Genomic DNA, 26,522 nt, shown 5'->3' on the forward strand with positions numbered 1-26,522 from the left:
AGTTCCATTCCGCTGGGTAGGCCATTCGTTCAATTGTGCCGAAAACGGATAGACTCATTCACCGGCCCTGACAAACACCCAGCGCGAAACGATCATGAACGAGATGACCCTGGATGTCGGCCTCGCCGCCGAGTCCATTTCCCAACCGCGCACCCTGGTATTCCTGGCCTATCCGCAGATGGGCTTGCTGGACCTGACCGGCGCCCAAACAGTGTTCTGGGCCGCCACCAAGGCCATGACCGAACGCGGCCTGCCCGGCTACGCCATGCACACCGCCAGTCTGGCAGGCGGATTGATGCAAAGCGCCGAAGGCCTGGTCGTGGATACCCGTGCCCTGCGGGAGCTCGACGGGACGCTCATCGATACGCTGATTGTCCCCGGCGCGCCGGACATTCGCCAGGCGATGATCGACTGTGTCGATCTGGTGCAATGGCTGCGCATTGCCTCGGTCCAGGCCAGGCGCACCGCATCGGTGTGCAGCGGCACTTTCCTCATGGCCCAGGCCGGCTTGCTGGACGGACGCCGGGCCGCCACCCATTGGGCCATGTGCGAGATGCTCAAGAGTGGTTTCCCGTCGGTTGAGGTGGATCTTGATGCGATCTTCATCCAGCAGGACAACGTCTGGACCTCGGCCGGTGTCAGCGCGGGCATCGACATGGCCCTGGCATTGGTCGAAGCCGATTGCGGTCGCGACGTGGCCCTGCAGGTGGCCCGTGAGCTGGTGGTGTTTCTCAAGCGCCCCGGCGGGCAGGCGCAGTTCAGCCAACTGTTGCAATTGCAGATGCAGGAGAGCGCCGGCTTCGATGAACTGCACGTGTGGATTTGCGCACATCTGGACGACAACAACCTCACCGTCGAGCGACTGGCCCGCGAGGCCAGGATGAGCCCGCGCAATTTTGCCCGGGTCTACAAACGCCAGACCGGCCGCACCCCGGCCAAAGCCATCGAGATGTTCCGCCTTGAGGCGGCGCGGCGAATGCTGGAAGACTCTCAGCGCAACATCGACCAGATCGCCCGCGCCTGCGGTTTCGGTGACGAGGAACGAATGCGTCACACATTTCAGCGTCACCTGTCGATTTCCCCCCGCGAGTATCGCAGCCGGTTTTCCCGTTAAGCGCGAAACTTGCGCTACTGGCCTGTCAGGCCACTTTCCAGGATCGCGCCTGCGAGTCGCCCTGCTCAGCCAGGAGTGCGCTGCAACGGGAGCGCAGCCAACGCTCCCCCGGATCATTGTGCGAAGCACCGCGCCAGACCATGGAAAGCTCGTGCTGGGGCAAGCAGATCGGGGCCGCTTGAGCCCGCATGCCAGCCAGCACGGCCATCGCCAGGGCAACGTAATCCGGCACGATAGCAATCATGTCGCTCCCGGCCAACAGCACGGGCAAGGCGCTGAACTGCGGCACGGTCAACACCACCCGGCGCTGTCGGCCCATCAGGCATAACGCACGGTCCGAATCATCGATGACATTGCCCATGGACGACACGACGGCATGGGGCCGACTGCAGAATTCATCCAGGGTCAGTTCGCCGGGCTGCGAATCGGCGCGCAGCAGCATCGGTCGAATCGGCCGCAGCGTCTTGCGCCGGGCATTGGCCGGCAGCTCCAGGGTCGGGCTGATGCCCAGGGATATCTCGCCGCTGGCCAACAGCTGGGACACCTGCCATTGATCGGCCCGGCGCACCACCAAGGTGGTGCCCGGTGCCTCGACCCGCAGGCGCCGCAACAACTCCGGCAGCAGTGCGTACTCGACGTCATCGCAAAGGCCGATATGGAAGGTCGCCTCGCTGGTGGCTGGCTCGAACGCCTGGCAGCGGCTCAAGGCCGCGGCGATGCCGTCCAGCGCCGGTGACAGATTGGAGAAGATTTCCCGCGCCCGGGAGGTCGGTTCCATCAACCGCCCCGAACGGATGAACAAGGGATCATCGAACATCAACCGCAGGCGTGCCAAGGCACTGCTGATCGTTGGCTGGCCGAGGAACAGCTTTTCGCTGACGCGGGTCACGTTTCGCTCGTGCATCATGGTTTCGAAGACCACCAGCAAATTGATGTCAGCACGACGCAGGTCATTTCTGTTCATCATCGTTGTCGCCCCAGGCGCCAGGCCATTGAGTCAGGAGTGGACAAGATCATCGCCTGCGCCCTCCATCAAGGCCTACGGCGACGAGGTGTTGAAAGCGTAATCCCCGAGGCAAGCCAGTGTCTGTTGTACGTGGGGACACTCCACCCACCCTTTGGGCGGCTTCATCGATACTTCGGTATATACCAAGCCCTGTGGCGAACACTGCCTTTGTGGCGAGGGGATTTATCCCCGTTGGGCTGCGCAGCAGCCCTAAAGCAGTGAACTCAATCTTCCTGGCACACCGAGTTGCCTGGTTTGGGGGCCGCTGCGCAGCCCAGCGGGGATAAATCTCCTCGCCACAAATAAAGTATTGGCACGGCCTGGCGGAATTTCAGGGTTTTATGTCCTACCTCAGCCCAAGCGGCGCTTCTAAGATACGAACCGATGCTCTGTCCCCCGACATCCCAGAGCGAGACCACGTAAAAACAAAAGGTCTGCCAGCGTGCCCCTACCCTCCGCGATGCTCAAGAACGTCTATGACAGCCTGCGATACGCCCCATGCCAGAAGGGGCCGCGACTGTCGATGGGAATCAGTACCCATCCGCTGGTCAACGCCCTCGGCTGGTTGGTAGGCCTGGTGGTGGCTTGCGGGATTGTCATCATCAACTCCGAGACCCATTCCGACCTGGCGCCGACCCTGCTGTACATCACCTTGTTGTTGATGGCGGCCAACCTGTTCTCCATCAATCTGGTGATCACCGTCGCGCTGATGTGCATGGGCTTGCTCACCGCGATGTTCTTGTACAACGGCGGCTATCACCGCTGGGAATCGACCACCGGTTTCTTTCGCTGCCTGACCGCATTGTCCGCCATTGCGTTCCTGGCGCTGCGCAGCAAGCAGGCTTCCGACAGCCTGCGGCACAACGAGGCTTACCTGATCGGCGCCCAGCGCCTGAGCCAGACCGGCAGCGTGGGCTTTCGCGGCGATCGCCAAGCGTTGACCTGGTCGCAGGAGTCGGCACGGATTTTCGAGTACTCGCCCAACAAGACACCGACGGTGTCGATGATGCTGGCGCGCACTCACCCTGAAGACCTGGAGTTGGCACGCGGGGTTTTCCAACAGGCCGCCGCTGGTGAACCGCAGATCGAGGTCAAGCTGCGCCTGCTGATGCCTGATGGGCGCATCAAGCACATCCACATGATCGCCAGCCCCCTGCTCGTCCAGCATGGCCGTTTCCAGTACTTGGGCGCGCTCATGGACGTCACCGCCAGCAAGCAGGCCGAAGACGCATTGTTCCGCGCCCAGAGCCAATTGGCCCACGTCACGCGCTTGACCTCCCTGGGGGAAATGGCCGCGTCCATCGCCCACGAGGTCAATCAGCCACTGACGGCCATCACCAGCAGTGGCGAGGCCTGCCGCCGCTGGCTCAAACGGCCGGAGCCCGATCTCGGGGAAGCCCTGGATTGCCTCGACCGAATCGTCGCCAACGGCTGTCGCGCCAGCGAGGTCATCAGCGGTATCAGAGCGCTGTCGCGCAAATGCGACCCGGTGCGCCAGCCCGAGCGGCTGGACGACATCGTCCGCGAGACCCTGAACCTAGTCCAGCAGCAACTGGCTCATCATAAAGTCCGGGCGAAGGTGGAGCTGGCAGCGACCGACAGCCAAGTCAGCGCAGACCGGGTGCAACTGCAGCAAGTGATCATCAACCTGATCATCAATGCCTGTCACGCCATGGACGCAGTCAAGGCACACGAACGAACCCTGCACATACGCACCTGGATGGAGGATGACGAAGTGCTGCTGGAGGTGACTGACCACGGAACCGGCATTGCCCCCGAGGTCCTGCCGTCCTTGTTCAATGCGTTTTTTACCACCAAGGAAAACGGCCTGGGCATGGGCCTTTCCATCTGCCGGTCCATCATCGACTTCCATGACGGCAGGATCTGGGCGACCAGCGAGGCCGGCCAAGGCACCTCATTCAGGTTCGCGCTGCCGCGGCTCACTTGCACCGCTGTGTCGGGGATCGAGCAATGAACGCCATGCAGCCCTCGAAACCGGTCCTCGGCAACGAGCCGATCGTTTATATCGTTGACGACGACGCACCGCTGCGCCAAGCCCTCGGCAGCCTCCTGCGCTCCATCGGCCTGCAGGTGCATCTGTTCGATTCGGTCGCACAGTTCATGAACCATTCCAGGCCCGACCTGCCCAGTTGCCTGGTTCTGGATGTACGGCTGCAAGGCACCAGCGGCCTGGAGTGCCAACGGGCGCTGGTCGCGGCCAACGTCCATCTGCCCATCGTGTTCATGACCGGCCACGGTGACATCGCCATGACCGTGCGGGCGATGAAGGCCGGTGCCGTGGATTTCCTCGCCAAGCCGTTTCGCGAACAAGACCTGATCGACGCCGTGACCGCCGCCCATCAACAGGACTGCCGGCGGCGCGACGCCGAACGCAGCCATCAGCAAGTGCTTGACCGTTACACCACATTGACCCCGCGCGAGCAACAGGTCATGGCGCTGGCGGCGTCAGGCCTGATGAACAAGCAGATCGCCGGGGAACTGGGCTTGAGCGAAATCACGGTCAAGATTCACCGCGGCCAAGCCATGCGCAAAATGTGCGCAGGCTCGTTTGCCGATCTGGTCCGCATGGCCCAAGTGCTGGAATGGCGCGGCGAGCAGTAGAAAGTTCATACACACGTATACTTGGCGGGACTATTGGACGGCGTATCTTGCAGTGATACAGGCGCCTTTATGGCTACCTGATATCACCCCAGGTATCGACATGTCCAATACCGCAACTATTTCAATTGTTGATGATGACGAGTCAGTTCGAATTGCACTGGATGGCTTGTTACGTTCCCACGGATATCGGGTTACAACATACGCGGGCGCCTTGGACTTTTTATCTTCTTGTGAACTTGAAAACACAGCGTGCCTGATATCGGATATTCAAATGCCTGGCATGACCGGTATTCAGATGTACGATCGACTGTCGACCCTGGGCATTCATATCCCGATCATTTTCATTAGCGGATACCCTGGCGTGCCACCCCGTGTCAGCGCCGGGGCGCCCGAGCCGGTGGCGTTTTTCCCGAAGCCCTTCGACTGCGCTCAATTGATCGCCTGCATCGAATCGGTAGTTGGCCGGCCTTCCTGATGCCGCGCCATCGTCGCGACCTCATACCTTTGTATAGATCCCCCCTACCCAGGCATAGGCCGGATGACCTTATGTAGAAGTGTTAAACACAGGCCCTGCCAATAAGCTTCCCTACAGCGAACTGAAATTGAATGTGCTCGATGGCAACTCATTGCAGCCAGGCGCTTTTGGAGTAGTTCGCGACACGGTCACGCTGAAACAGTTAAACAATTCAACGTATCGATTTTGTCTTCGGGAGCTCATCATGAAACAACATATTCTGGTTGTTGGCGCAGGTTTCGGCGGGGTCTGGAGTGCATTGAGCGCCGCCCGGCTGCTGGACCAACACGATCGTAATGACGTGCAGATCAGCGTCCTGGCCCCCCAGGCTGAGCTGCGCATCCGTCCTCGTTTCTATGAGCCGGACGTCCACACCATGGCCGCCCCGCTGGGTGGCCTGTTCGACGCGGTGGGCGTGAAATTCGTACAAGGTTCGGCGAGCCGTATCGATGTCGACAACAAACAGGTTGGCTACGTGGATGTGTTCGGCACCGAGGGCAGCCTGGGCTACGACCGCCTGGTGCTCGCGGCGGGCAGCCAACTGGTCCGCCCAGACCTTGAAGGCATGATCGAGCATGCCTTCGACGTTGATGAAATCGAACAGGCAACCCGCCTCGAAGCCCATATCAAGTCCCTGAAAAATCTTCCGGACAGCCCGGCCCGCAACACCGTGGTGGTGGCCGGCGGAGGCTTTACCGGGATCGAAACCGCCACCGAAATGCCGGCACGCCTGCGCGCGGTCCTGGGTGAAGACGCTAACATCCGGGTCATCGTGGTGGATCGCGGGTCGCAGATCGGCGCAGCGTTGGGCGACGGCATTCGTCCGTCCATTGTCCAAGCGTCCGAGCATCTGGGTATCGAGTGGATCGTCAACGACTCGGTCGAATCGGTGGATGCCGGTGGCGTCACCCTGTCGAGCGGCCAGCGTATCGAGTCCCATACTGTGATCTGGACCGTGGGGTTCCGCGCCAATCCGTTGACCCAACAGATACCCGGCATTCGCGATCGCCAGGGTCGCCTGCACGTCGATGCCAACCTGAAAGTCCTGGGCCAGACCGACATGTTTGCCACCGGCGACGTGGCCTATGCCGCCACCGATACCCTGGGTAACTACGCGGCCATGTCCTGCCAGCACGCCATCGCCCTGGGCCGCTATGCCGGCAACAACGTCGCGGCCGACTTGTTGGGCGTCGCGCCGATGGCCTACAGCCAACCCAAGTACGTGACCTGTCTGGACCTGGGTGCCTGGGGCGCGGTGTATACCGAGGGTTGGGATCGCCAGCTCAAGTTGGTCGGGCAGGAAGCCAAGGAGCTCAAGACCCAGATCAACACCGTGTGGATCTATCCGCCCGCGGCTGATCGCGCGACCGCCCTGGCCGCCGCCGACCCGTTGATCCCGGTGGCCTGAGTCCGTTTCCGACCCCGGCCAGTCCCTCCTTTCTGCGCCGGTCTTTCCCAGACGCCTGCCGATGATGCTTGGGCAGGCGTTTTTTTTCAGGCGCTCGTCCCCAAGCCAGCCTGAATATCGTCACTGCCCAGTAAAATCCGTCGCAATGCCCGCCCACTGCCCTCTGTGCACAAGGTAAGGTAGGCAAAAATCATCCGGATCGAGGTGTGCCGTGGCGTCCTATTCCTTGCGTCAGCTGAAGTACTTCGTCACCACCGTCGAATGTGGCAGCGTCGCCGAAGCCTCCCGCAAGCTGTACATCGCCCAGCCCTCGATTGCGACCGCCGTCAAAGGGCTGGAAGACAGTTTCGGCGTGCAGTTGCTCATCCGTCACCACGCCCAGGGTGTGTCGCTAACCCCCAGCGGCGCTCGCTTCTATCGCAAAGCCCAGGAACTGCTGCGCATGGCGCGAGAGTTCGAGCAGAACGCGCTGGCCGACAACGACGTGGTCAGCGGTCAGATCGACATCGGTTGCTTCGAGACTGTCGCGCCCCTGTACTTGCCACGATTGATCGCCGGTTTTCGCCAGCGTTACCCAGGTGTGGAGATCCGTCTACAGGACGGCGAGCAACAGGAACTGGTGCAAGGTTTGACGGGGGGGCGTTTCGATCTGGCGATTTTTTATGAGCACGACCTCGACGGCACCATCGAGACCGAGGCGCTGATGGCGCCGCAACAACCTTACGCGCTGCTGCCGGCGGAGCACCGCTTTGCCAGCCAGGCTCAGGTGTCCCTGCGCGATCTGGCGCTGGAGCCGATGATTCTGTTGGACGTGCAACCCAGCCGGACCTATTTTGTGAGCATATTCGAGGAGTTGGGCCTGACACCGAACATTGTATTCAGCTCACCCTCGATCGAAATGGTGCGCGGCATGGTCGGGCAATCGTTCGGCTTTGCGCTGCTGGTAACCCGGCCACATTCCACCTGCACCTACGATGGGCAGCAAGTGGTGTGCGTCAACATCGCCGAGGACGTCACCGGTTCGGCCCTGGTGGCAGGATGGCTCAAGCGCGCGCACCTGACCAAACCTGCGCAGTTGTTCGTGGATTACTGCAAAGAGCAGTTCAAACAATGGCTGGCCTGAGCCAGCCATTGATATGGAACGTTGTGACTAGCGAGCGGCCCAGGCGTTGAAGCGCTGCTCCAGTTCCTCACCATGGTCAACCCAGAACTCGGCATCCACGGCCCGGGCTTCGGCCAGGTTGGCCTCGGCGGTAGGCAACTGCTCCTGGACCGCTCCAGGCAACAACGCCAGCGCCTTGCGATGCACCGGCCCATAAGGGATGTTTTCCGAGAACACCTTCTGCGCCTGCGGCTGGCTGGCAAAGGCAATGAATTGCTCGGCCAGGACCTTGTTCGGCGTGCCCTTGACCACCGCCCAGTACTCCGGGTCATACAGGCTTTGCGGCCAGACGATACTCAGCTTCATGCCTTCCTTTTGCGCCGAAGCGATGCGACCGTTGTAGGCAGCGCTCATCGCCACGTCCCCCGCCACTAGCCACTGTGCCGGTTGCGCACCGGCCTCCCACCACTGGATGTTCGGCTTGATCTGATCCAGCTTGGCGAACGCCCGCGACACGCCTTCGGGGGTGTTGAGCACCTTGTACAACTCCTGCGCCTCGACCCCGTCGGCCAGCAAGGCAATTTCCAGGGTGTACTTGGCTCCCTTGCGCAACCCGCGTTTGCCCGGGTATTCGGTGACGTTCCAGAAATCCGCCCAGGACTTGGGGGCCTTGGCCAACTTGCTCTGGTCATAGGCCAGGACCATCGACCAGACATACGTGGCCACGCCACATTCGGTGAGTGTTCCCGGCACAAAATTCGCCGGATCACCCAAGGCGCTCAGATCGAGCCTTTCGAACAGGCCCTCCTCACAACCGCGCAACAGCTCGGGGCTTTCGACTTCGACCACATCCCAACTGGTGTGGCCGGCCGCGACCATGGCCTTGATCTTCGATAACTCGCCATTGTATTCGCCAGCGACAATGCTTCCTGCACCGCTGGCGTTGAAGGGTTGGAAGTAGGCCTTGTCCTGGGCCTGCTTGGTGGCGCCACCAAAGGAAATCACGGTGAGGCTCTGTGGCGCGGCCAGGACGCTGCTACTCAGCAGCACCAGGGCACACGCGATATTGCAACGCAAGGATCTGGACATGAAGCGGTTCCTCGAAAGGCCGGCTCGCCCGCACGAGCCGGCGACGGGACTCAGAGGCGACCGTAAGCGCGGGCGGTGCGATCTACAGCAATACGGGTCTTGTCGACCAGTTCGTTGATGTCGGCATGGCTGGCTACCAGCGCCGGGGCCATGATCATCCGGCCCAGAGTGCCGGCCTCACGAGGCAGGCCGTCAATCAGGGCGTTATCCTTCAGGCGCAGTTGCGCGGCCCGGGTTTTCCAAACATTGAAATCGTTCACCGCAAATTCCTTGTCTCAGAAGTCGTTGGGTTCGCTGAGATGGCTCGCCAGGCGATCCATCAATCGGTCGCAGGCCGCCATCTGTTCAACGCTCACGTATTCATCGGCTTTGTGCCCCTGATCCATGCTGCCGGGGCCGCAGACCACCGCCGGGATTCCGGCCTGATCAAACAGGCCGCCTTCGGTGCCGAATGCCACGGTGCTGAAGGCATCACTGCCGCACAGCTCGGCCACCAGACGCGCAGCGGCGCTGTCAGGTCGGGTTGCCAGGCCCGGGTAGGCGGACAGTGGTTCAAACCGGATCGCGGTGTCGCCCTGCACGGCCCGCATCGCCGGCAGCAACGCCTGCTCGGCGTAATCGCGCAATTGCTCGACGACGACTTGTGGGGCGAAATCCGGCAAGGCGCGCACTTCGAAATCGAAGCGGCAATCGGCCGGGACGATGTTCAACGCGGTACCGCCCTGGATCACGCCCACCTGCACCGTGGAGTACGCCGGATCGAAGCGCGCATCGTGCTGTGAAGGTTCGGCCAGATTCGCGCCGATCTCCCCCAACCGACCGATCAGGCGCGCTGCCTGCTCGATGGCGTTCACCCCGTAGGGCGCATAAGCCGAATGACAGGCCGCCCCTTTGACATGGCAACGCATCGCCAACTTGCCCTTGTGGCCCAACACCGGTTGGAGTTGGGTGGGCTCGCCGATCAGGCACAACGCAGGCTGGGGAATGCGTTGCGCCAGCACTTGCAGCAGACTGCGCACGCCCAGGCAACCGACCTCTTCGTCATAGGAGAACGCCAGATGCACGGGCCGGCGAAGCGGGCTGGCGAGGAACATCGGCACCGCCGCCAGCACTGAAGCCAAATAGCCTTTCATGTCGGCGGTGCCACGGCCGTACAGCTTGCCGCCGACCTCGCTCAGACAAAACGGATCGACCGTCCAGTGCTGTCCGTCCACCGGCACTACATCGGTATGACCGGACAGCACGACCCCACCGGGCACCGCTGGGCCGATGCTCGCCAGCAGGTTGGCCTTGGTCCGCTCGGGGTTGTAGATCAGTTCGCAACTCACGCCCAGATCGTGGAGGTAGCCACGCACGAACTCGATCAGCGCCAGGTTCGACTCGCGACTGACCGTGGCAAAGCCCACGAGGCTGGCGAGCAGTGCGCGGCTGCGCAGCTCACTCATCACCCGGCACTCCGTAGCTGGGGGCCAGGGTCGGATCGAGGGCGCGGGTCAGGTAGTCCTGCAGTTGCGGTTGATAGGCCAGCCACAGTTTTTCCAGCTCACCAATGGGGTTTTCCTCGGCCCAGTCGACACGCAAATCGACGATCGGCCAGGTGAGTTCATCCACCACCGACAGAGCCGCAGAATGCACCGCTCCGGCTTCACCACCTGCGCTCTGCCCGGCCTGCAACGCACTCAGCAGGCGCGCGGCAAGGCAACCTTCGCTGTGTTCGAATGCGGCAACCATGGCGTCGATCACGTCCACACTGGCCAGCAGATTGCCGGCCGCCACGCATTGCTCACCGGCCAGCGCGCGATGGGTGCCCAAGGCGTGGCTGCCGCTGAAAATCGCCGTGCGCCCGTGGGCATCCACCACCGCCACTTGGCGGTACTGGCTGTAGCCATTGCGCGCCAGGGCGCGGTCGACAGCCTCTTGGGCGGCCAGGCCGCCGGCCAGTTCGTCGAGGATCTGCGGACCCAGGGCCGGCAGCGTGATGTTCTGGCTCGACACCGCGCCGACACCGGCCCGCAACCAGGGGCAACGGGCGCCGACGGCAATACTCGAGGAACTGATGGCGATGCCCAACTGGCCCGTCTCGGCGCAGCGCCCGACAATGGAAAAAGTCATGCTCCACTCTCCTTATTCGGGGATCACTGCGATCACGTCGATTTCCATCAGCCATTGCGGCTGGCCGAGGGCGCTGACCACCAGCCCGGTGGAAATCGGGAACACCCCTTTGAGCCATTTGCCCACCTCCTGGTACACCGGCTCGCGATAGCGCGGGTCGATCAGGTAAGTGGTGGTCTTGACGATGTGGCTCAGGTCGCTGCCGGCCTCTTCCAGCAATTGCTTGACGTTGCGCATGGCCTGTTCAGCCTGGGCACGCGGATCGCCCAGACCTACCAACTGGCCGTTGAAATCAGTGCCAACCTGACCGCGCACGTAGACGGTATTGCCGGCGCGCACGGCCTGGCACAAGTCGTTGTCCAGCGTCTGGTTGGGATAGGTGTCTTTGGTGTTGAACATGCGGATGCGAGTGTGGGTAGGCATCAACGGACTCCCATGAGGCTGGTTTTCGAACTGTTCGAATCGCTATCGAGCGCCGGGGCTTGAACGTCGTCGTTCTGGCGCTGCGAAGCGTCTCGATAGTTGAGATAGGTATGCTGTTTCACGATGTGGTCAGCGATATGCCGGGCGTCGTGCCACACGCCCCAGATGAACGCCGACCCGCGCCGTGACAGCCAGGGCAGACCCACGAAATACACACCCGGTTCGCTGGAAACACCCCGCTGGTGCCGTGGCTTGCCGTTGGCGTCCAGCGCGTCGACCTTCAGCCAGCTGTAATCCACCGAGTAGCCGGTGGCCCAGATCACGGTGGTCACCCCAGCGTTCACCAGATCCAGTTCCAGGATCGGATGGGTCAGGCAGTGCGGGTCAGGCAACAGCCGGCGGGCTTCTGGCTCCGGCGGCAGGTCCAGGCCGTTGCGGGCAATGTAGGCATCGGCGGCATCCAGCAGCGCCAGGTAGTTTTCATCGCCACGGGCAATGTTTTCGGCAAGGTTGGGTTCAAACGTCACGACGCTACCGTTGAACGACTTCGTCAGGCCCACCAGGGTGATGCCCTCATGGGCCAGCCTGCGAAAGTCCACTGTATAGCCGCCGCGGGCACCGCTCACGGCGATGGTCACATGCTCCCTGCCCGGCTGGACGGCCTCCGCATCCCACTCGCCGAGCACACCCAGCCACCAGCAGAAATCCCGGTTGCGATAGGCCCGAGGCGGGCGATCATGGGCGCCCACCGAGAGGTAGACCTGCTTGCCAGCGCGCTGTAACTCATCGGCGATCTGTACCCCCGACGAGCCCGCCCCGACCACCAGTACAGCGCCCTCGGCCAGCTGCCGGGGATTGCGGTATTGGGCGGAGTGCATCTGGGTGACTTGCGCCATATCCGCGGCGATAGGTGGAATCACCGGCCGTTGAAAGGGCCCGGTGGCGACCACCACGTGGATGGCCTCGATCGGGCCCTCGCTGGTTTCAATGCTGAAGCCTGGGCGGCCGACATTACGCTGTACCTCCCTGACTTCCACACCGGTGCGGATCGGTGCGTTGATTGTATTGGCATAGGTTTGGAAGTAATCGGCCACTTGATCCTTGGTGGCGAAGGCATCAGGGTCGAGCCCCTGGAATTGCAGCCCCGGAAAGCGGTCATGCCAGGCCGGGCCGTTAGCCACCAGCGAATCCCAACGCGCGGTGCGCCAGGCCTCGGCAATGCGGTTGCGCTCCACCACAAGATGAGGCACTCCCTGGCGACTCAAATGTTCACTCATGGCCACGCCGGCCTGGCCGGCGCCTATAACAAGCGTATCTATCTGTAGGGTCTCAACGGGCATGTCTGTGCACTTCCGGCAGTGGGATGGTTCAGGCCGGCATGACGCCGCCTCGGGTTTGGATTTTTTGTAGTTCTGCGTTTGCGACGATCGACAAGAGGTGTCGAAGCGATTCTGTCGGCAGGCGGGAATTTGCGAAACGAGGGTTTTTATCGTTGCAGGCAAGGAAAAAACTGCTGTATCGCCTACGCCCTGGACGATGCGTCTTTGCGCCAGGCCTGCGAAGCGATTCGTGGTTTCTGCAACGCACTTGACTGACATTCAGCCGTTGCACTGAACCAGCCTAGCCCGATCATGACCGGGCTCGTTCAGCAGCAAAGTTATACAAATTTACAAATACCTATACAAAACACTTTAAAATGTACAGGTCGTGCAGTAGGCTTCGAAAACTTGTACAGGAATAACTACCTGTACAATAATTCGGAGCCTGACATGTCTGCCTACCTCCAGCGTTTTGCCCGCGCCTTCGCCGAGCTGGACGCCAGTCACCTGGCCGAGCTCGATACCCTCTACAGCGCTGACATTAAGTTCCAGGACCCATTGCATCGGATCGAAGGCCTGCCTGCCCTGCGCAACTACTTCGCGCAGATGTATGCCAACGTCGATCAGGTGCGCTACGACTTTCATGGCTTTGATGAGGTCGGCCCCGGCGAGGGCTATCTACGCTGGACGCTGCATTACAGCCACCCACGTCTGGCCGGCGGCGCACTTATCTCCCTGCAAGGCTGCAGTTATTTGCGCTGGAACGAACGGGTCTACCTGCACCAGGACTTCTTCGACGCGGGTGCCCTGCTCTACGAGCACCTTCCACTGTTTGGCTCGGTGATCGGCTGGCTGAAGCGGAGGCTGGCATGAGTCGCATCTGGTTGACCGGCGCCAGTAGCGGTATCGGTGCAGCATTGGCCTCGCAGCTTCTTGAGCAAGGACACCGTCTGGCGCTGAGTGCGCGCCAGGTCGCACCCCTTCAAGCGTTAGCGACTCGCTATGAGGATCAGGTCCTGGTGCTGCCGGGAGACCTGACCGATCCAGCGCAAGTGGCCGATATCTGCCGGACCATCGACGCTCGATGGGGGGCGCTGGACCTGGTGATTCTCAATGCCGGAACCTGCGAATACCTGGAGCCTGGGCACTTCGACACGCGACTGGTCGAACGGGTATTGACCACCAACCTGCTGGGCACCAGCCACTGCCTGGAAGCCGCCCTACCCTTGCTGCGCAGAGGCCAACGTCCGCATTTGGTGGGGGTGTGCAGCGCAGTGACCTGGCTGGCTTTGCCGCGTGCCGGCGCGTATGGCGCGTCCAAGGCGGCGCTGCGCTATTTGTTTGAGTCGTTGCGCATCGATCTGGCCGCCGAGGGTATCGATGTCACCTTGGTAAGCCCCGGTTTCGTCGACACCCCGCTGACCCGCCGCAATGACTTTCCGATGCCCATGCGCTGGTCGGCCCAGCGCGCAGCGCGGCATATCACCCAGCGCCTGCCCGCGCGACCGCTGGACATCGCTTTTCCATGGTTTTTCACCTTCGTCCTGCGTTCGCTCGGACGCTTGCCCGCCCGTTGGCGCCTGGCCCTTGGCCGGCGTCTGGCACGCTCTTCCCAGGAGTCTTGAAACATGCGCATCGCAATCATCGGCAGCGGCATATCGGGGCTGACATGCGCGTACCTGCTGGCTCGCCAGCACCAGATCACCCTGTTCGAAGCCGACGAGCGGATCGGCGGCCACACCCACACCGTGGACGTGGAATGGCAAGGCCAGCGTTATGGGGTGGACACCGGTTTCATTGTCTACAACGACTGGACCTATCCGAACTTCATCCGCTTGCTGGACCAGTTGGGCGTGACTTCCCGTGCCACTGAAATGAGCTTTTCGGTGCATGACCCGGCCACTGGCCAAGAGTACAAGGGGCATACCCTGCGCAGCCTTTTCGCCCGACGACGCAACCTGCTGTCGCCGAGCTTCTGGGGCATGTTGCAGGACATCCTCAGATTCAACCGGCAGGCCACGGCCGACTTGAAGGCGCAGCGCATCGACAGCACCACCCGGCTGGGCGATTACCTGCATGTCCACAATTATGGACAACGGTTCATCGACCACTACATCGTGCCCATGGGCTCGGCGATCTGGTCGATGTCGCCTGCCGGAATGCTGGAGTTTCCGCTGCAGTTCTTCGTGCGCTTCTGCCATAACCACGGCCTGCTATCGGTCAACCGACGCCCACGATGGCGAGTGATCGAGGGCGGCTCGCGGGGTTATATCGACCCGTTATGCGCGCACTTTCGCCAGCATATCCGGCTCAACTGCCCGGTGCAGCGCGTGAGCCGCGACGCGACAGGCGTGAACATACTCAGCGCGGCGGGACTTGAGCGTTTCGACAAAGTGGTGTTTGCCTGCCACAGCGACCAGGCCCTGGCGCTGCTTGAAACGCCAAGCAAAGCAGAGCGTGAGGTGCTCGGTGCCCTGGCCTACGCCAGCAACGAAGTACTGCTGCATACCGACACCGGTGTCTTGCCGCAGCGCCGCCAGGCCTGGGCGAGTTGGAATTACCGACTGGGTGGTTCGGTGCGAGCGCCTGCTGCGCTGACCTACAACATGAACATCCTCCAGGGTCTGGACGCCCCGGTGACCTTCTGCGTGAGCCTCAATCAGAGTGACGTGGTGGATCCGGCCAAGGTCCTGGCTCGCTTCGAGTATGCGCATCCGCAATACAGCCTCGCCGGCGTCGCCGCCCAGGCTCGCCAGGGTGATCTGCAAGGGCGTCAGCACAGTTATTTCTGCGGCGCCTATTGGGCCAATGGTTTCCACGAAGACGGTGTGGTCAGTGGGCTGGATGTGGCCGGGCATTTTGGAGAATACCTTTGAATAGCAGCCTGTGCCGCGGCTGGATCGACCATCGCCGCTATTCACCCCGCGCCCATGGATTCCGATACCCCATCGGCATGCTTTATCTGGACCTCGCCGAACAAAGCCAGGTGCTGGGCCTGTCCCGCCTGCTGCGAGGGTGGCCCTTGGCACCGCTGTGCTGGCGCGAGCGCGATTACCTGCCCGCTCGCACACGTCTGGGCGTCCCCTTGGTCGACGCGGTGCGCGAATTGCTTGCCCAGGCCCTGGGCACCGCGCCCCAAGGCGCAATCCAGCTGCTGACCCAACCGCGCAGTTGGGGGCTGTCTTTCAATCCGGTGAGTTTCTATTTCTGCCACGAAACCGATGGGCGTCTGGCGGCCATTCTCTGTGAGGTCCGCAACACCCCATGGCGCGAGCGCTATCACTATGTGTTGCCGGTAAGCCCCGGTGAACCCCATGCGTTCCGGGTGGCCAAGGCGTTCCATGTATCACCGTTCCTGCCTCGGGACATGGACTACCGCATGCGCTTTCTGATCGCGGACTCACATATCCGGGTGCATATGGAGAACTGGCGCGATGGCAGCAAGGTGTTCGAGGCCGACCTTGCGCTCAAGCGCCAACCTCTCGATGCCGCGGCTGTGCGTCGTCACTTCCTGGCCTTCCCGTGGATGAGCCTGCGCACCTTGAGCGCCATTTACTGGCAGGCCCTGCGCCTGCTCTTCAAACGCACGCCCCTGCACGACCATCAGGCCAGCCAAAACGGCCTGAGCGTCGGCGAAACCGCCCACAAGGACCCCGACCATGCCCGAACCCACCCTGAGCGTTACTAAGGCCGGCAGCTTTCGCCTGTTCAACGGCGGCGTCTTCAAGCAAGTCGTCCTCGGCCAATTACGACACCTGCGCCAAGGCCACTTGCGCCTGCTGCTCGATGGGGAATCGCTAAACTTCGGCGATCCGGCCAGTGCTCTGCAGGCCGAAGTCGAAATTCTTGACGACGCCGTCTGGGGCATGCTCGCCAGTAACGGTTCGATCGGCGCCGGTGAGGCCTATATCCAGGGGTACTGGCGCAGCAACGACCTGACGGCGGTGACCCGCGTGTTCGTCGCCAACCTGGACGTGCTCGATGCGATGGACAGTGGTCTGGCTCGCCTCGGCCGCCCGGTGCTGCGTTGGCTGCACTGGCTCAACCGTAACAGCCGGCGCGGCTCTCGGCGCAACATCATTGCCCATTACGACTTGGGCAATGACTTGTTCGAGCGTTTGCTCGATCCCACCATGATGTACTCGGCCGCCATGTTCGAAAGCCCCGAACAAAGCCTGGAAGAAGCCCAGCTCAACAAGCTCGAACGCATCTGTCGCAAGCTCGACCTGCGCCCCGGCGACCACCTACTGGAAATCGGCACCGGCTGGGGCAGCCTGGCGATTTATGCTGCCAGCCAATATGGCTGCAAGGTGACCACCACAACGTTGTCGCACGAGCAGTACGCCCATACCTGCCGGCGCGTCGAGGCACTGGGTCTGCAGCAGCGCATTGAGGTGCTGTGCAAGGACTATCGCGATCTGGAGGGGCGCTACGACAAGCTGGTCTCGATCGAAATGATCGAAGCTGTCGGTCATCGCTATTTACCCGAATACTTCCGGCGCTGCTGCGCTCTGCTCAAGGATGACGGCCTGATGTTGCTGCAAGCCATCACCATTCGCGACCAGCGTTATGAGCAGGCACGCCGCTCGGTGGACTTCATCCAGCGGCATATTTTTCCCGGCGGCGCGCTGCCATCGTTGTCCGTTCTGCTAAACACCGCCAGCCGTCAAACACCGCTCAACCTGCTGCACCTGGAAGACTTCGGCGCGCACTACGCCCGCACGCTGAAGCACTGGCACGAGAACTTCCGGCAATCACGCCAAGCGCTGCTGGAGCTGGGTTACGACGAAACCTTCCAACGCCTGTGGGAGTTCTACCTGTGTTACTGCGAAGGCGGATTCCAGGAGCGTGCCATCGGCGTCGCGCAACTGCTCTTTGCCGCTCCCGGGGCGCGTCAGCTCTCTTTGCTGGAGCGGCGGGAGGCTTGATGAGTCGCGCGGGCCTGATCGTCAACGCACTCTGGGTCCAGTTGGGCTGGTGGGGTTGTGTACTGGGCGCACAGAATGCCTGGTGGCTCCTGGCTGTGGCGGCAGGATTGCTGGCTCACCTGAGCTTCTGCCCACAGCCCCGGGCCGAGTTGCGTGCAGTGATGCGCGTGGGGCTGTGCGGCATGGTGCTGGACTGGAGCCTGGGTGTGCTGGGTCTGTTCGGATTCGCTCAGACCGCCCTGCCCCTCTGGCTTGCGCTGCTCTGGCTGGTGTTTGCCACAAGCTTGCGGCACAGCCTGGCCTGGGCCGTACAGCCTGTTTGGCGCGGTGCGTTGGTGGGCATGGTCGGCGGTCCGCTAGCCTATTGCGCAGGCGCTCCACTGGCCGGTGTTGCGCTGCCGCTTGGCATCGTGGCAACCGCTCTGGTGTTGGCGCCCTTGTGGGCTCTCTGGCTGCCGTTGGCGTTGCGCCTGGCTGATCCCCACTGAGGTCAGAACCCGCGCCAGGCGAACATTATTACCAAGGTTCATCCAGAAAAAGTGGCACACGCAAAGGCTCTATCGGCCCCTCGCGCTGGCCACACATTTCGTCGTGAACGACATGCTGTACCAACATGCAGGGTAACCGCGGCGCGTCACGCAGCAACTCACGCAAATGGGTAGTGGATCGCAAATGCAATGTTCGTCCGGAGTCGTCGAGCAACGTACGAAACCCGCGGTCCAGTCGCGCACGCAACACGTAGATACCGCCCTCCAGCGACCATAACTCCAGCTCGTGTACCCGGCCTTCGATGGCCAGCTCGATCAGGGTTTGCAGGTTCATGGCGCGCCCCCGCCCTGACGACGGAAAAACAGCGTGACCTGGCCCAACTCGACGCCAAACTTGCTCATGCTCGAGCGGTTGATCATCGTGTCTTCGTCCATCAAGTACATCCAGTCGTCAAAAGTCACTTCGTAAGTCGATCCGTCTACTGGCAGGTTCAATCGATAGCGCCAGCGCAGCGCGTTGCCGGCCACCTCTCCCCGCGCCTCGCCGATCACATCGTCGGCGCGACCGCGCCAGAGCCCCGGGCCATCGGGGGTCAGCGTCCATACGCGCCGTTGTCGGCTGCCATCACTGTAGAGAAAGCGCTCATCGAGAATCAGCTGTTCACCTTCACGGTGACTCAATATCTCAACCTCGAAACGCTTGATGACCTCGCCGGAACGTTTTTGATAGATGCCCCAGGCCTTGATTGGCTGACTGAAGAAGCGCACCAGATCCAGCTGCGGTTGCTGGTCGGCATAACGATCGACATTCACGTTCCCGCAACTGGTCAAACTCATCATTAAAAGCAGTCCAACCATTAGCCGAGTCATGGTGTTTGCCCCCCTACGCGCGCGTTATTGAGCCCCAGCAGCTGTTGCCGCAACTCCGGATGCCGGGTGCGGGGATCGAGCCAGATGGCGAAGAAACTTCGAGCGAACGATGAGTCGGCGACTTCATGGGTCAAGCGCCCGTCGACATAAAAGCGGCAACCCTTGCCGGGCAGGTAAAGCCCGGTGATTTGACTGCCTGGCCTGACGTCGACGAAGGACCGCCGCATGTCATCGCTCCAGCTGTCGAGCTGTACTGGGTCCAGGGATTTACCCGCGATTCGACGCATCTCCTCGATGCTCGCTTGCACCAAGGTTTGCTTGCTGATCGTGCGGCGGTAATTCAGCTCAAGTGCCAGCGGCGTTTCCAGGCTGGGTTGCAAGGTCGCACTCCATAACCTGGCCTGGTAGAGATCGAACCCGTACCAGGAATAATCGGCTTGCCCCACCAGACGGGCGTTAGGCAGTACCGTGCGCCAGTCGCATAGAGCTTGGCTGGCGTAAAGCACCAAAACGCAGGCCATGAACCGGCTCAGGCTTTTCTTGAACGCAAACGACCTTGCCATTGAAAAAACATCACTGGATTGCCGAAGGTCGCTCAATAGTTGTACATGAAGTATGATTTGTACAGCTTTTTTGAGTGGGTTCGCGAGTTATGGCCTTTTATATCCACCCGTGCTTTGGCGATCTGTGCCTGCCTCGAATCCTTCAGCTAACGTGCTGTTATCGGATAAGGTAGCCTGCGCCCTAATAATGCGCAGTCGCGCTGCTGTAGAAGGAAATGTTAATGCTCGGACGTGAACGGCCGCAGCTAAAGAAAGAAAGTGCTGACGAATCCTTTCCCCCTCAAGTAGCGCGGGCCGGAGCTGCCCTGCGGCTCACCATCACTTTCATGCTGGTGGTGGTGATGGTGTTCCTGGCCGTTGAAGGCTGGAGAACATGGCGTGACTATCGCTCTGCCTTTGCCTCGGCCCGCGATTCGGTGACAAACCTGGCGCGAGCGACGGCCCAGCACGCCGAAGACACCATCCGGCAAGTGGACGTGGTGACCGCAGCACTCAGCGAGCGAGTTGAAGGCGATGGCCTGCAGAACATCGACATCCCGCGCATCCATAAACTGCTGGTGCAACAGTCGGCCATCATGCCGCAGTTGCACGGTTTGTTTATCTACGGCCCCGACGGGCAGTGGATAGTGACAGACAAGCAAACAACGCCAGACTCGGCAAACAATGCCGACCGCGACTACTTCCAGTATCACCGCACCCACGAGGACCGAAGCGTGCGGATCGGCGAAGTGATCAGGAGCCGATCCACCAATGACCTGATCATCCCCATCTCCCGCCGCTTGAACAATCCTGACGGCTCGTTCGCCGGTGTGTTGCTGGGAACGGTCAAGGTCAGCTATTTCGTGGACTACTACGGCGACTTCAAGATCGACGACAAGGGAGCCCTGGTCCTGGCCCTTCGAGATGGCACGATTCTGGTCCGGCGGCCCTTCGTCGCCTCGGTGGTCGGCAAGAGCCTGGTCAATAGCGTGATCTTCCGTGACCACTTGCCCAACTCCAATCAGGGCGTCGCCGAGGCCAGGGCCGTCGTCGACGGCACTGAACGCATTTATGGCTACCGAGCCTTGACCACTTATCCGCTGGTGGTCGAGGCCGGATTGTCTCGCGAATCGATCATCACCCCCTGGCGTCACGATCTGCTCAAGACCGGCTTCGTACTGATATTCCTGATCGTGATACTCGTCGGCTTCGGGCTGATCGTGTTGAGCCAGTTGCGCTACAGAATGACCATGGAGAAACAGATTCGCAGCGCCCACCAAACCATGCGGGACATGGCACTGACCGACAGCCTGACCGGCTTGGGCAACCGCAGACGGCTGGACATTGCATTGGCCGATGAGATTCGCCGGGCCAGGCGTCAGCACGCCTCCTTGGCCTTGATCATGCTTGATGTCGATTACTTCAAACGCTACAACGACAAATACGGCCATGCTGCCGGGGACGACTGTCTGCGCGCGATCGCGGGGGCGATCCAGCAAGCGATCAAACGGCCCGGCGACCTGGCGGTGCGCTACGGGGGTGAAGAATTCACCATTTTGCTGCCCGACACCCACAGCGCGGGGGCCGCCACGATCGCACAAGAGATTCTGGAGTCCATCAGGGCGCTGAACATCGAACACGGCGACCATCCCTTGGGCCTGGTCACCGCCAGCGCGGGCATCACCACCTGCCGGCCAAGCACCGAGGACGTGACCCCGGCCATGCTGATCAAGGCCGCTGATGCGTTCTTGTATCTGGCAAAAAACACCGGGAGAAACCGCTGGTGCAGCCCTGATGCTTCGCCGGGATGACCCACGGGGCGAAGCCGCATATCGGTCATACCGCGCAAATCCAAGTCCACAGGTGCCGGCCGGGCGCCTGGCGGCTACAATGCGCGCTTCGACCGTGATCAGCCTGACTAAAAACAAATGTCCTTGCCCAAACATCATCTGGAATTGCTCAGCCCCGCCCGCGACGTGACCATCGCCCGCGAGGCCATCCTGCATGGCGCTGACGCCGTGTACATCGGTGGCCCGAGTTTCGGCGCGCGTCACAACGCCTGTAATGAGGTGAGTGATATCGCCCGGTTGGTGGAGTTCGCCCATCGCTACCACGCCCGGGTGTTCACCACGATCAACACCATCCTGCATGACAACGAACTGGAGCCGGCCCGCCAGTTGATCCACCAGTTGTACGATGCGGGTGTCGATGCGTTGATCGTCCAGGATCTAGGGGTGATGGAACTGGACATCCCGCCGATCGAACTGCACGCCAGCACCCAGACCGACATCCGTACCCTGGCACGGGCAAAGTTCCTTGATCAGGCCGGTTTCTCCCAACTGGTACTGGCGCGGGAGTTGAACCTGCAGGAAATCCGCGCCATCGCCGACGAAACCGACGCGGCCATCGAGTTCTTTATCCACGGCGCGTTGTGCGTGGCGTTTTCCGGCCAATGCAATATCTCCCACGCCCAGAACGGCCGCAGCGCCAACCGTGGTGATTGCTCCCAGGCCTGTCGCCTGCCCTACACCCTCAAGGATGATCAGGGCCGGGTGGTTGCCTATGAGAAGCACCTGCTGTCGATGAAGGACAACAACCAGAGCGCCAACATCCGCGCCCTGGTCGAAGCCGGTGTGCGTTCGTTCAAGATCGAAGGACGCTACAAGGACATGGGCTATGTGAAGAACATCACCGCCTACTACCGCCAGCGCCTGGACGATGTCCTCGAAGACCGTCCGGACCTGGCCCGCGCCTCCAGCGGTCGCACCGCGCACTTCTTCCTGCCCGACCCGGAGAAGACGTTCCACCGCGGCAGCACCGACTACTTCGTCAGCGAGCGCAAGATCGACATCGGCGCCTTCGATTCCCCGACCTTTACCGGCGTGCCGGTGGGCGTGGTGGAGAAAGTCGGCAAGCGCGACCTGCAAGTCGTGACCTTTGATCCGCTGTCCAACGGCGATGGCCTCAACGTGCTGGTCAAGCGTGAAGTGGTGGGTTTTCGCGCCAACATCGCCGAGCCCAAGGGCGAATTCGAGGAAGACGGCCAGAAGCGTTACCGCTACCGCGTCGAGCCCAATGAAATGCCGGCAGGGTTGCACACATTACGCCCCAACCACCCGCTGAGTCGTAACCTGGACCACAACTGGCAGCAAGCGCTGCTCAAGACCTCCGCCGAGCGCCGGGTGGGCGTTGCCTGGGTCGCACGCCTGCGTGAAGAGCGCCTGGAGCTGACTGCTACCAGCGAGGAAGGCGTCAGCGCCAGCGTCAGCCTGGACGGGCCATTCGGCCTGGCGAACAAGCCGGAGCAGGCGCTGGAGCAACTGCACGACCTGCTCGGCCAACTGGGCACCACCGAGTACCACGCCACCGCCATCGAGCTGGATGCGCCCCAGGCGTATTTCATTCCCAACTCGCAGCTCAAGGCAGTGCGCCGCGAAGTCATCGAAGCCCTGACCACCGCCCGTGTCGAGGCCCATCCCCGAGGGGGGCGCAAGGCCGAGACCAATCCTCCGCCGGTGTACCCGGAGTCGCACCTGTCGTTCCTGGCCAACGTCTACAACCAGAAGGCCCGGGATTTTTATCATCGCCACGGTGTGAAACTGATCGATGCGGCGTTCGAAGCCCACGAAGAAACCGGTGAAGTGCCGGTGATGATCACCAAGCACTGTCTGCGTTTCTCGTTCAACCTCTGTCCCAAGCAGGCCAAGGGCGTCACCGGCGTGCGCACCAAGGTTGCGCCGATGCAGTTGATCCATGGTGACGAGGTGCTGACGCTGAAGTTCGACTGCAAACCCTGCGAGATGCATGTGGTCGGCAAGATCAAGGGGCACATCCTCGACCTGCCGCTGCCGGGCAGCAGCGCGGAGCCCATCGTCGGTCACATCAGCCCGGAAGACCTGCTCAAGACGATCCCTCGCGCGCCGCATTAAGCTATCGCGAGCAGGCTCGCTCCCACAGGGATTGCAAAGTGGACACAAGATCGTGTGACCACCCCTAATCCCTTGTGGGAGCGAGCCTGCTCGCGATAGCAATGGATCGGCATGCATTAATGTTGATTACAAAACTCCCGGCAGGTCCTTCTCGGTGCTAGGTTGTAAGTGAGTGTTCCATCAATCAGTCACTTCTTTCCCACCGTCTGCAAAGGAATGCCTCTACCAATGAACTTATCCCTCAAGCACCTGGCCGTGAGCACCCTGCTGCTGTCCAGCCTGGCGTCGATCACCCCACCCGCCTTGGCCAACATCACTGCGCAACAGAGTTCGTCCCTCGTCAAAACCCTCGCTGACACCTCCGTCACCGACTTCAGGCAGTTCCTGGGAAATGTGGCCAGGAGTGAGTTGGCCGAAACCGCCAAGCTCGGCCCGGCCATCAGCACGTTCCTCGACAACAAACCCCTTACGGCTGAGCAGCAGAACGAAATTCATCGTCTGCTCGGCCTCTATGCACGGGTGAAATACGGCAACGCCGCTACCGAAACCCTGCGCGAACTGGTGGCGATCCCGACCTTTCGCAAGGACGGTGTTGCCCAGCACGAGAACCCCGAGTTCCTCAAGATCGCGGACAAGATCAAGCGCCTTGCCCTAGCCTTCAACCTGGACTTTCGCAACATCGACAACCGCGTCTACGAGATTTCACTGCATGGCAGTGGCGACGAAGTCGTGGGCATTCACGCCCATGCCGACGTCGTGCCGGTGACCCCGGAAAACTGGGTATTGAAAGACGGCACTCGTCTGGATCCGTTCAAGGTCACCCTGGTGGGCGACCGCATGTACGGGCGGGGCACCGAAGATGATAAGAACGGCATTGTCGTGGCGCTGTACGCCATGAAGATCATCAAGGAAGAAAACCTGCCGCTGGCGAGGAATTTCAAACTGCTGGTAGACACCACCGAGGAAACCACCGGCGACGCCATCCCCTATTACTTCGAGCGCAACCCAACCCCCAACTACAACCTGGCACTGGATGGCGGCTACCCGGTGGTGATTGCCGAAAAAGGCTATGGCACCGTCATGGCCAACTTCGCCCGGCGTGCGGCCCAGGGCAAAGGCGCTGAGATCACGGCGATGACCGGTGGCCTGGCCACCAATCAGATTCCGTCCACATCGGTCGCTACCTTCGTGGGCGATCAGCCTGCTGAACTGGCCGCGACGCTGCAAAAAGCCGCTTCCGAATATGCCAAGGGCAATGGCGGCGACTTCCAGGTGACCACCGCGGTCGTCGGTAAGGACGTCAAACTGACCTTCACCGGCGTCTCCGCCCATTCCTCAGAACCAGAGTCCGGGGTCAACCCGGTGGCGAGGATGCTGGACTTCATCAACAGCCTCGAGGGCAAGGTTGCGCTCAAGCACAACCACATCACCGATGCCGCCCGCTATGCCGCCGACAACTGGGGCCTGGACTACCTGGGAAGCAAACTGGGGATTGGCTTTTCCGACGCCTTCATGGGGCCGCTGACCGCTTCCCTGACGTATGTCGGCATGGATGACAAAGCCTTCAAGCTGGCCGTCAATCTGCGCGTGCCGGTGGGCAAGCCGACGGAAGCGATCAAGGCTGAAATCACCGACAAACTGGCCGCCTGGAGCAAGAAGACGGAGGTCGCCGTGGCGTTCGATTATTCAATCGATGAGCCGATGTATCGCAACCCGGACGGTGAATGGGTCAAGGCACTGTTGGCCGTGGCCAGCGAAAACCTCGGCATGGAGCACAAGTACGGCACCTCCGCTGGCGCCACCTCGGTTCATGACTTGCCCAACGGCGTGCAGTTCGGCCTGGCCATGCCCGACGTCAAGTACACCGGGCATAACGACAACGAGTTCAAGACGGTCGAGCAGTTTCTTCTGGACCTGCAGATCGTGACCGAGATGATGGGGCGGATCGGGCAGTTGCCGAAGTTGTGATCCCCTGTCCGGGAAAATGGGCGTTAATGTGGCGAGGGGATTTATCCCCGCTCGGTTGCGCAGCGACCGCAAATCTTAAGGCCGCTGCGCAGCCCAGCGGGGATAAATCCCCTCGCCACAGGTTCACTTCATTCCTTCGGGTGAGTGGTGCTTGGATCGATGACCTTGGCGCTAATGTCCACCAACTCCACCCCCCAATCACCATGCAGGTACCAATCCTCCCCGATCATTTCGGCCGGGTGCATGGTTCGATCCGCACCGTTGCCACACGCCAGGGCACTGGCCGGGCAATAACGGTCGCAGCCCCAGCAAATGCGCTCGGGATGTTTCGGACTGATTGGAAAAGGCTTTGCCATGACGCCCCCGTATAGCCGATGGGTGTGCCTGTACCCTAGCGTGTCAGGGCCAAAGTGCCCTTGATATCGATCAAGAACCACCGGCATGACGGTATCGGCGTTCCTGGCGGGTTAAATGCCTCGAAAATTGACAAGAATCATTATTATTCGCAGCAAAGCTTCCTAGACTCGGCCATCCCTTAGTCCTCAGGAAGTCTTCCCATGCGTACCCTCGCTCCGCTGTCTCTCGCCCTGCTGTTTCTCGCCCCTCTGTCCCAGGCCAAGGAATACCCCATTGGCGAACCGCAAATGTGCCCGGGCCTGGAGGTCGGCGCGGTGTACCTGCAACCGATCGAAATGGCCCCGGCCGGCATGATGCGCCCAACCGCCGAGTCTGACGTTCACCTGGAGGCCGATATCAGGGCCACGGCCGACAACCAGCAAGGTTTCCAGGAGGGCAGCTTCGTGCCCTACCTCAACGTGTCGTTCCAACTGAAAAAACAAGGCAACGACACCCCGCTCAAGGGCGACTTCCACGCCATGGTGGCCAATGACGGGCCGCACTATGGCGACAACGTCAAGCTGCTGGGCCCCGGCAAATACCAATTGACCTTCACTGTCCTGCCGCCCGGCGGCCATGGCTCCCTCGGCCGTCATACCGACAAGGAAACCGGCGTGGCACCGTGGTTCGAGCGCTGTGAACTGCATTACGAATTCGTCTACGCCGGGATTGGCAAAAAAGGCGGGTATTGA

The 26,522-nt window shown here is 61.4% G+C and carries 26 protein-coding genes and 1 pseudogene; 16 read left to right on the forward strand and 11 right to left on the reverse strand.

Annotated features, from left to right (window positions below):
* The first annotated feature begins 103 nt into the window (after nt 1-103).
* Nucleotides 104-1,114 carry a GlxA family transcriptional regulator gene (locus AC3I65_RS13075; RefSeq protein WP_047229184.1) on the forward strand — a complete coding sequence of 337 codons (1,011 nt, stop codon included), beginning with the start codon at nt 104-106 and terminating at the stop codon, nt 1,112-1,114.
* Nucleotides 1,115-1,139: 25 nt separating this feature from the next.
* Here AC3I65_RS13075 and AC3I65_RS13080 read toward each other — a convergent pair whose 3' ends face one another.
* A complete protein-coding gene (locus tag AC3I65_RS13080) occupies nt 1,140-2,081 on the reverse strand; it encodes a LysR substrate-binding domain-containing protein (protein WP_439124969.1) in 942 nt (313 codons plus the stop codon).
* Nucleotides 2,082-2,643: 562 nt separating this feature from the next.
* Between AC3I65_RS13080 and AC3I65_RS13085 the strand changes: the two genes are divergently transcribed.
* From AC3I65_RS13085 to AC3I65_RS13105, 5 genes are all read left to right on the forward strand, one after another.
* Entirely contained in the window at nt 2,644-4,095 is a 1,452-nt protein-coding gene (locus AC3I65_RS13085) for a sensor histidine kinase (protein WP_488524310.1), read from the forward strand.
* Entirely contained in the window at nt 4,092-4,742 is a 651-nt protein-coding gene (locus AC3I65_RS13090) for a response regulator transcription factor (protein ID WP_107322445.1), read from the forward strand. Before AC3I65_RS13085 ends, AC3I65_RS13090 begins: the two co-directional genes overlap by 4 nt.
* A gap of 100 nt (nt 4,743-4,842) precedes the next feature.
* Nucleotides 4,843-5,217 (forward strand): response regulator transcription factor, encoded by a 375-nt coding sequence (locus AC3I65_RS13095; protein WP_139050024.1) that lies wholly within the window; start codon nt 4,843-4,845, stop codon nt 5,215-5,217.
* Between the two features lie 244 nt (nt 5,218-5,461).
* Nucleotides 5,462-6,664 (forward strand): NAD(P)/FAD-dependent oxidoreductase, encoded by a 1,203-nt coding sequence (locus AC3I65_RS13100; RefSeq protein WP_488523844.1) that lies wholly within the window; start codon nt 5,462-5,464, stop codon nt 6,662-6,664.
* A 211-nt stretch (nt 6,665-6,875) separates the two neighbouring features.
* Nucleotides 6,876-7,787 (forward strand): LysR substrate-binding domain-containing protein, encoded by a 912-nt coding sequence (locus AC3I65_RS13105; RefSeq protein WP_076384559.1) that lies wholly within the window; start codon nt 6,876-6,878, stop codon nt 7,785-7,787.
* Between the two features lie 27 nt (nt 7,788-7,814).
* Here AC3I65_RS13105 and AC3I65_RS13110 read toward each other — a convergent pair whose 3' ends face one another.
* The 6 genes and pseudogenes from AC3I65_RS13110 to AC3I65_RS13135 all read right to left on the reverse strand — a co-directional run bounded on the left by AC3I65_RS13110 (nt 7,815) and on the right by AC3I65_RS13135 (nt 12,730).
* Nucleotides 7,815-8,855: an ABC transporter substrate-binding protein gene (locus tag AC3I65_RS13110; RefSeq protein ID WP_139050023.1), complete on the reverse strand. Its 1,041-nt coding sequence runs from the start codon at nt 8,853-8,855 to the stop codon at nt 7,815-7,817.
* A 50-nt stretch (nt 8,856-8,905) separates the two neighbouring features.
* Nucleotides 8,906-9,028, reverse strand: a pseudogene (locus tag AC3I65_RS13115) (hypothetical protein); the annotation flags it as partial.
* Between the two features lie 102 nt (nt 9,029-9,130).
* Nucleotides 9,131-10,300: an acetylornithine deacetylase gene (argE, locus tag AC3I65_RS13120; protein ID WP_488523845.1), complete on the reverse strand. Its 1,170-nt coding sequence runs from the start codon at nt 10,298-10,300 to the stop codon at nt 9,131-9,133.
* On the reverse strand, nt 10,293-10,967 hold the full coding sequence (locus AC3I65_RS13125; protein WP_310662601.1) for a DUF1028 domain-containing protein: 675 nt from the start codon (nt 10,965-10,967) through the stop codon (nt 10,293-10,295). The genes argE and AC3I65_RS13125 overlap by 8 nt, the downstream gene beginning before the upstream one ends.
* 12 nt (nt 10,968-10,979) lie before the next feature.
* A complete protein-coding gene (locus AC3I65_RS13130) occupies nt 10,980-11,390 on the reverse strand; it encodes a RidA family protein (protein ID WP_003201555.1) in 411 nt (136 codons plus the stop codon).
* A complete protein-coding gene (locus AC3I65_RS13135) occupies nt 11,390-12,730 on the reverse strand; it encodes a flavin-containing monooxygenase (RefSeq protein ID WP_107322439.1) in 1,341 nt (446 codons plus the stop codon). The genes AC3I65_RS13130 and AC3I65_RS13135 overlap by 1 nt, the downstream gene beginning before the upstream one ends.
* 429 nt (nt 12,731-13,159) lie before the next feature.
* Here AC3I65_RS13135 and AC3I65_RS13140 point away from each other — a divergent pair, with 429 nt between their 5' ends.
* Genes AC3I65_RS13140 through AC3I65_RS13165 form a run of 6 tightly spaced genes read left to right on the forward strand, consistent with a single transcriptional unit; the run spans nt 13,160 to nt 18,125 of the window.
* On the forward strand, nt 13,160-13,582 hold the full coding sequence (locus AC3I65_RS13140; protein ID WP_047229149.1) for a nuclear transport factor 2 family protein: 423 nt from the start codon (nt 13,160-13,162) through the stop codon (nt 13,580-13,582).
* Nucleotides 13,579-14,334, forward strand: coding sequence for an SDR family NAD(P)-dependent oxidoreductase (locus AC3I65_RS13145; protein WP_047229150.1), 756 nt, complete (start codon nt 13,579-13,581; stop codon nt 14,332-14,334). The genes AC3I65_RS13140 and AC3I65_RS13145 overlap by 4 nt, the downstream gene beginning before the upstream one ends.
* A gap of 3 nt (nt 14,335-14,337) precedes the next feature.
* On the forward strand, nt 14,338-15,585 hold the full coding sequence (locus AC3I65_RS13150; protein ID WP_488523846.1) for an NAD(P)/FAD-dependent oxidoreductase: 1,248 nt from the start codon (nt 14,338-14,340) through the stop codon (nt 15,583-15,585).
* Nucleotides 15,582-16,397: a DUF1365 domain-containing protein gene (locus AC3I65_RS13155; protein WP_047229186.1), complete on the forward strand. Its 816-nt coding sequence runs from the start codon at nt 15,582-15,584 to the stop codon at nt 16,395-16,397. The genes AC3I65_RS13150 and AC3I65_RS13155 overlap by 4 nt, the downstream gene beginning before the upstream one ends.
* Nucleotides 16,369-17,637, forward strand: coding sequence for an SAM-dependent methyltransferase (locus tag AC3I65_RS13160; protein WP_139050018.1), 1,269 nt, complete (start codon nt 16,369-16,371; stop codon nt 17,635-17,637). The genes AC3I65_RS13155 and AC3I65_RS13160 overlap by 29 nt, the downstream gene beginning before the upstream one ends.
* Nucleotides 17,637-18,125, forward strand: a complete 489-nt coding sequence (locus tag AC3I65_RS13165) for a DUF2878 domain-containing protein (RefSeq protein WP_488523847.1) — start codon at nt 17,637-17,639, stop codon at nt 18,123-18,125. Before AC3I65_RS13160 ends, AC3I65_RS13165 begins: the two co-directional genes overlap by 1 nt.
* A 28-nt stretch (nt 18,126-18,153) precedes the next feature.
* Here the strand turns inward: AC3I65_RS13165 and AC3I65_RS13170 are convergent, their stop codons facing one another.
* From AC3I65_RS13170 to AC3I65_RS13180, 3 genes are read right to left on the reverse strand one after another with little or no spacing between them, the layout of a single operon-like run.
* Nucleotides 18,154-18,459, reverse strand: coding sequence for a DUF6482 family protein (locus AC3I65_RS13170; RefSeq protein WP_047229154.1), 306 nt, complete (start codon nt 18,457-18,459; stop codon nt 18,154-18,156).
* Nucleotides 18,456-18,995 (reverse strand): DUF3833 domain-containing protein, encoded by a 540-nt coding sequence (locus tag AC3I65_RS13175; RefSeq protein WP_047229155.1) that lies wholly within the window; start codon nt 18,993-18,995, stop codon nt 18,456-18,458. Before AC3I65_RS13175 ends, AC3I65_RS13170 begins: the two co-directional genes overlap by 4 nt.
* Complete coding sequence (locus AC3I65_RS13180; RefSeq protein ID WP_488523848.1) at nt 18,992-19,516, reverse strand: chalcone isomerase family protein; 525 nt, start codon at nt 19,514-19,516, stop codon at nt 18,992-18,994. Before AC3I65_RS13180 ends, AC3I65_RS13175 begins: the two co-directional genes overlap by 4 nt.
* 263 nt (nt 19,517-19,779) lie before the next feature.
* Between AC3I65_RS13180 and AC3I65_RS13185 the strand changes: the two genes are divergently transcribed.
* The 3 genes from AC3I65_RS13185 (at nt 19,780) to AC3I65_RS13195 (ending at nt 25,434) form a co-directional block, all read left to right on the forward strand.
* Nucleotides 19,780-21,348 carry a sensor domain-containing diguanylate cyclase gene (locus tag AC3I65_RS13185; protein ID WP_139050017.1) on the forward strand — a complete coding sequence of 523 codons (1,569 nt, stop codon included), beginning with the start codon at nt 19,780-19,782 and terminating at the stop codon, nt 21,346-21,348.
* A 117-nt stretch (nt 21,349-21,465) separates the two neighbouring features.
* Nucleotides 21,466-23,466 carry a peptidase U32 family protein gene (locus AC3I65_RS13190; protein ID WP_076384537.1) on the forward strand — a complete coding sequence of 667 codons (2,001 nt, stop codon included), beginning with the start codon at nt 21,466-21,468 and terminating at the stop codon, nt 23,464-23,466.
* Between the two features lie 228 nt (nt 23,467-23,694).
* Nucleotides 23,695-25,434: a dipeptidase gene (locus AC3I65_RS13195; protein WP_488523849.1), complete on the forward strand. Its 1,740-nt coding sequence runs from the start codon at nt 23,695-23,697 to the stop codon at nt 25,432-25,434.
* Between the two features lie 128 nt (nt 25,435-25,562).
* Here AC3I65_RS13195 and AC3I65_RS13200 read toward each other — a convergent pair whose 3' ends face one another.
* Nucleotides 25,563-25,790, reverse strand: coding sequence for a DUF3079 domain-containing protein (locus AC3I65_RS13200; RefSeq protein ID WP_047229159.1), 228 nt, complete (start codon nt 25,788-25,790; stop codon nt 25,563-25,565).
* Between the two features lie 201 nt (nt 25,791-25,991).
* Here AC3I65_RS13200 and AC3I65_RS13205 point away from each other — a divergent pair, with 201 nt between their 5' ends.
* On the forward strand, nt 25,992-26,522 hold the full coding sequence (locus AC3I65_RS13205) for an iron transporter (RefSeq protein ID WP_047229160.1): 531 nt from the start codon (nt 25,992-25,994) through the stop codon (nt 26,520-26,522).

The organism is Pseudomonas sp. N-1-13, assembly GCF_057787095.1.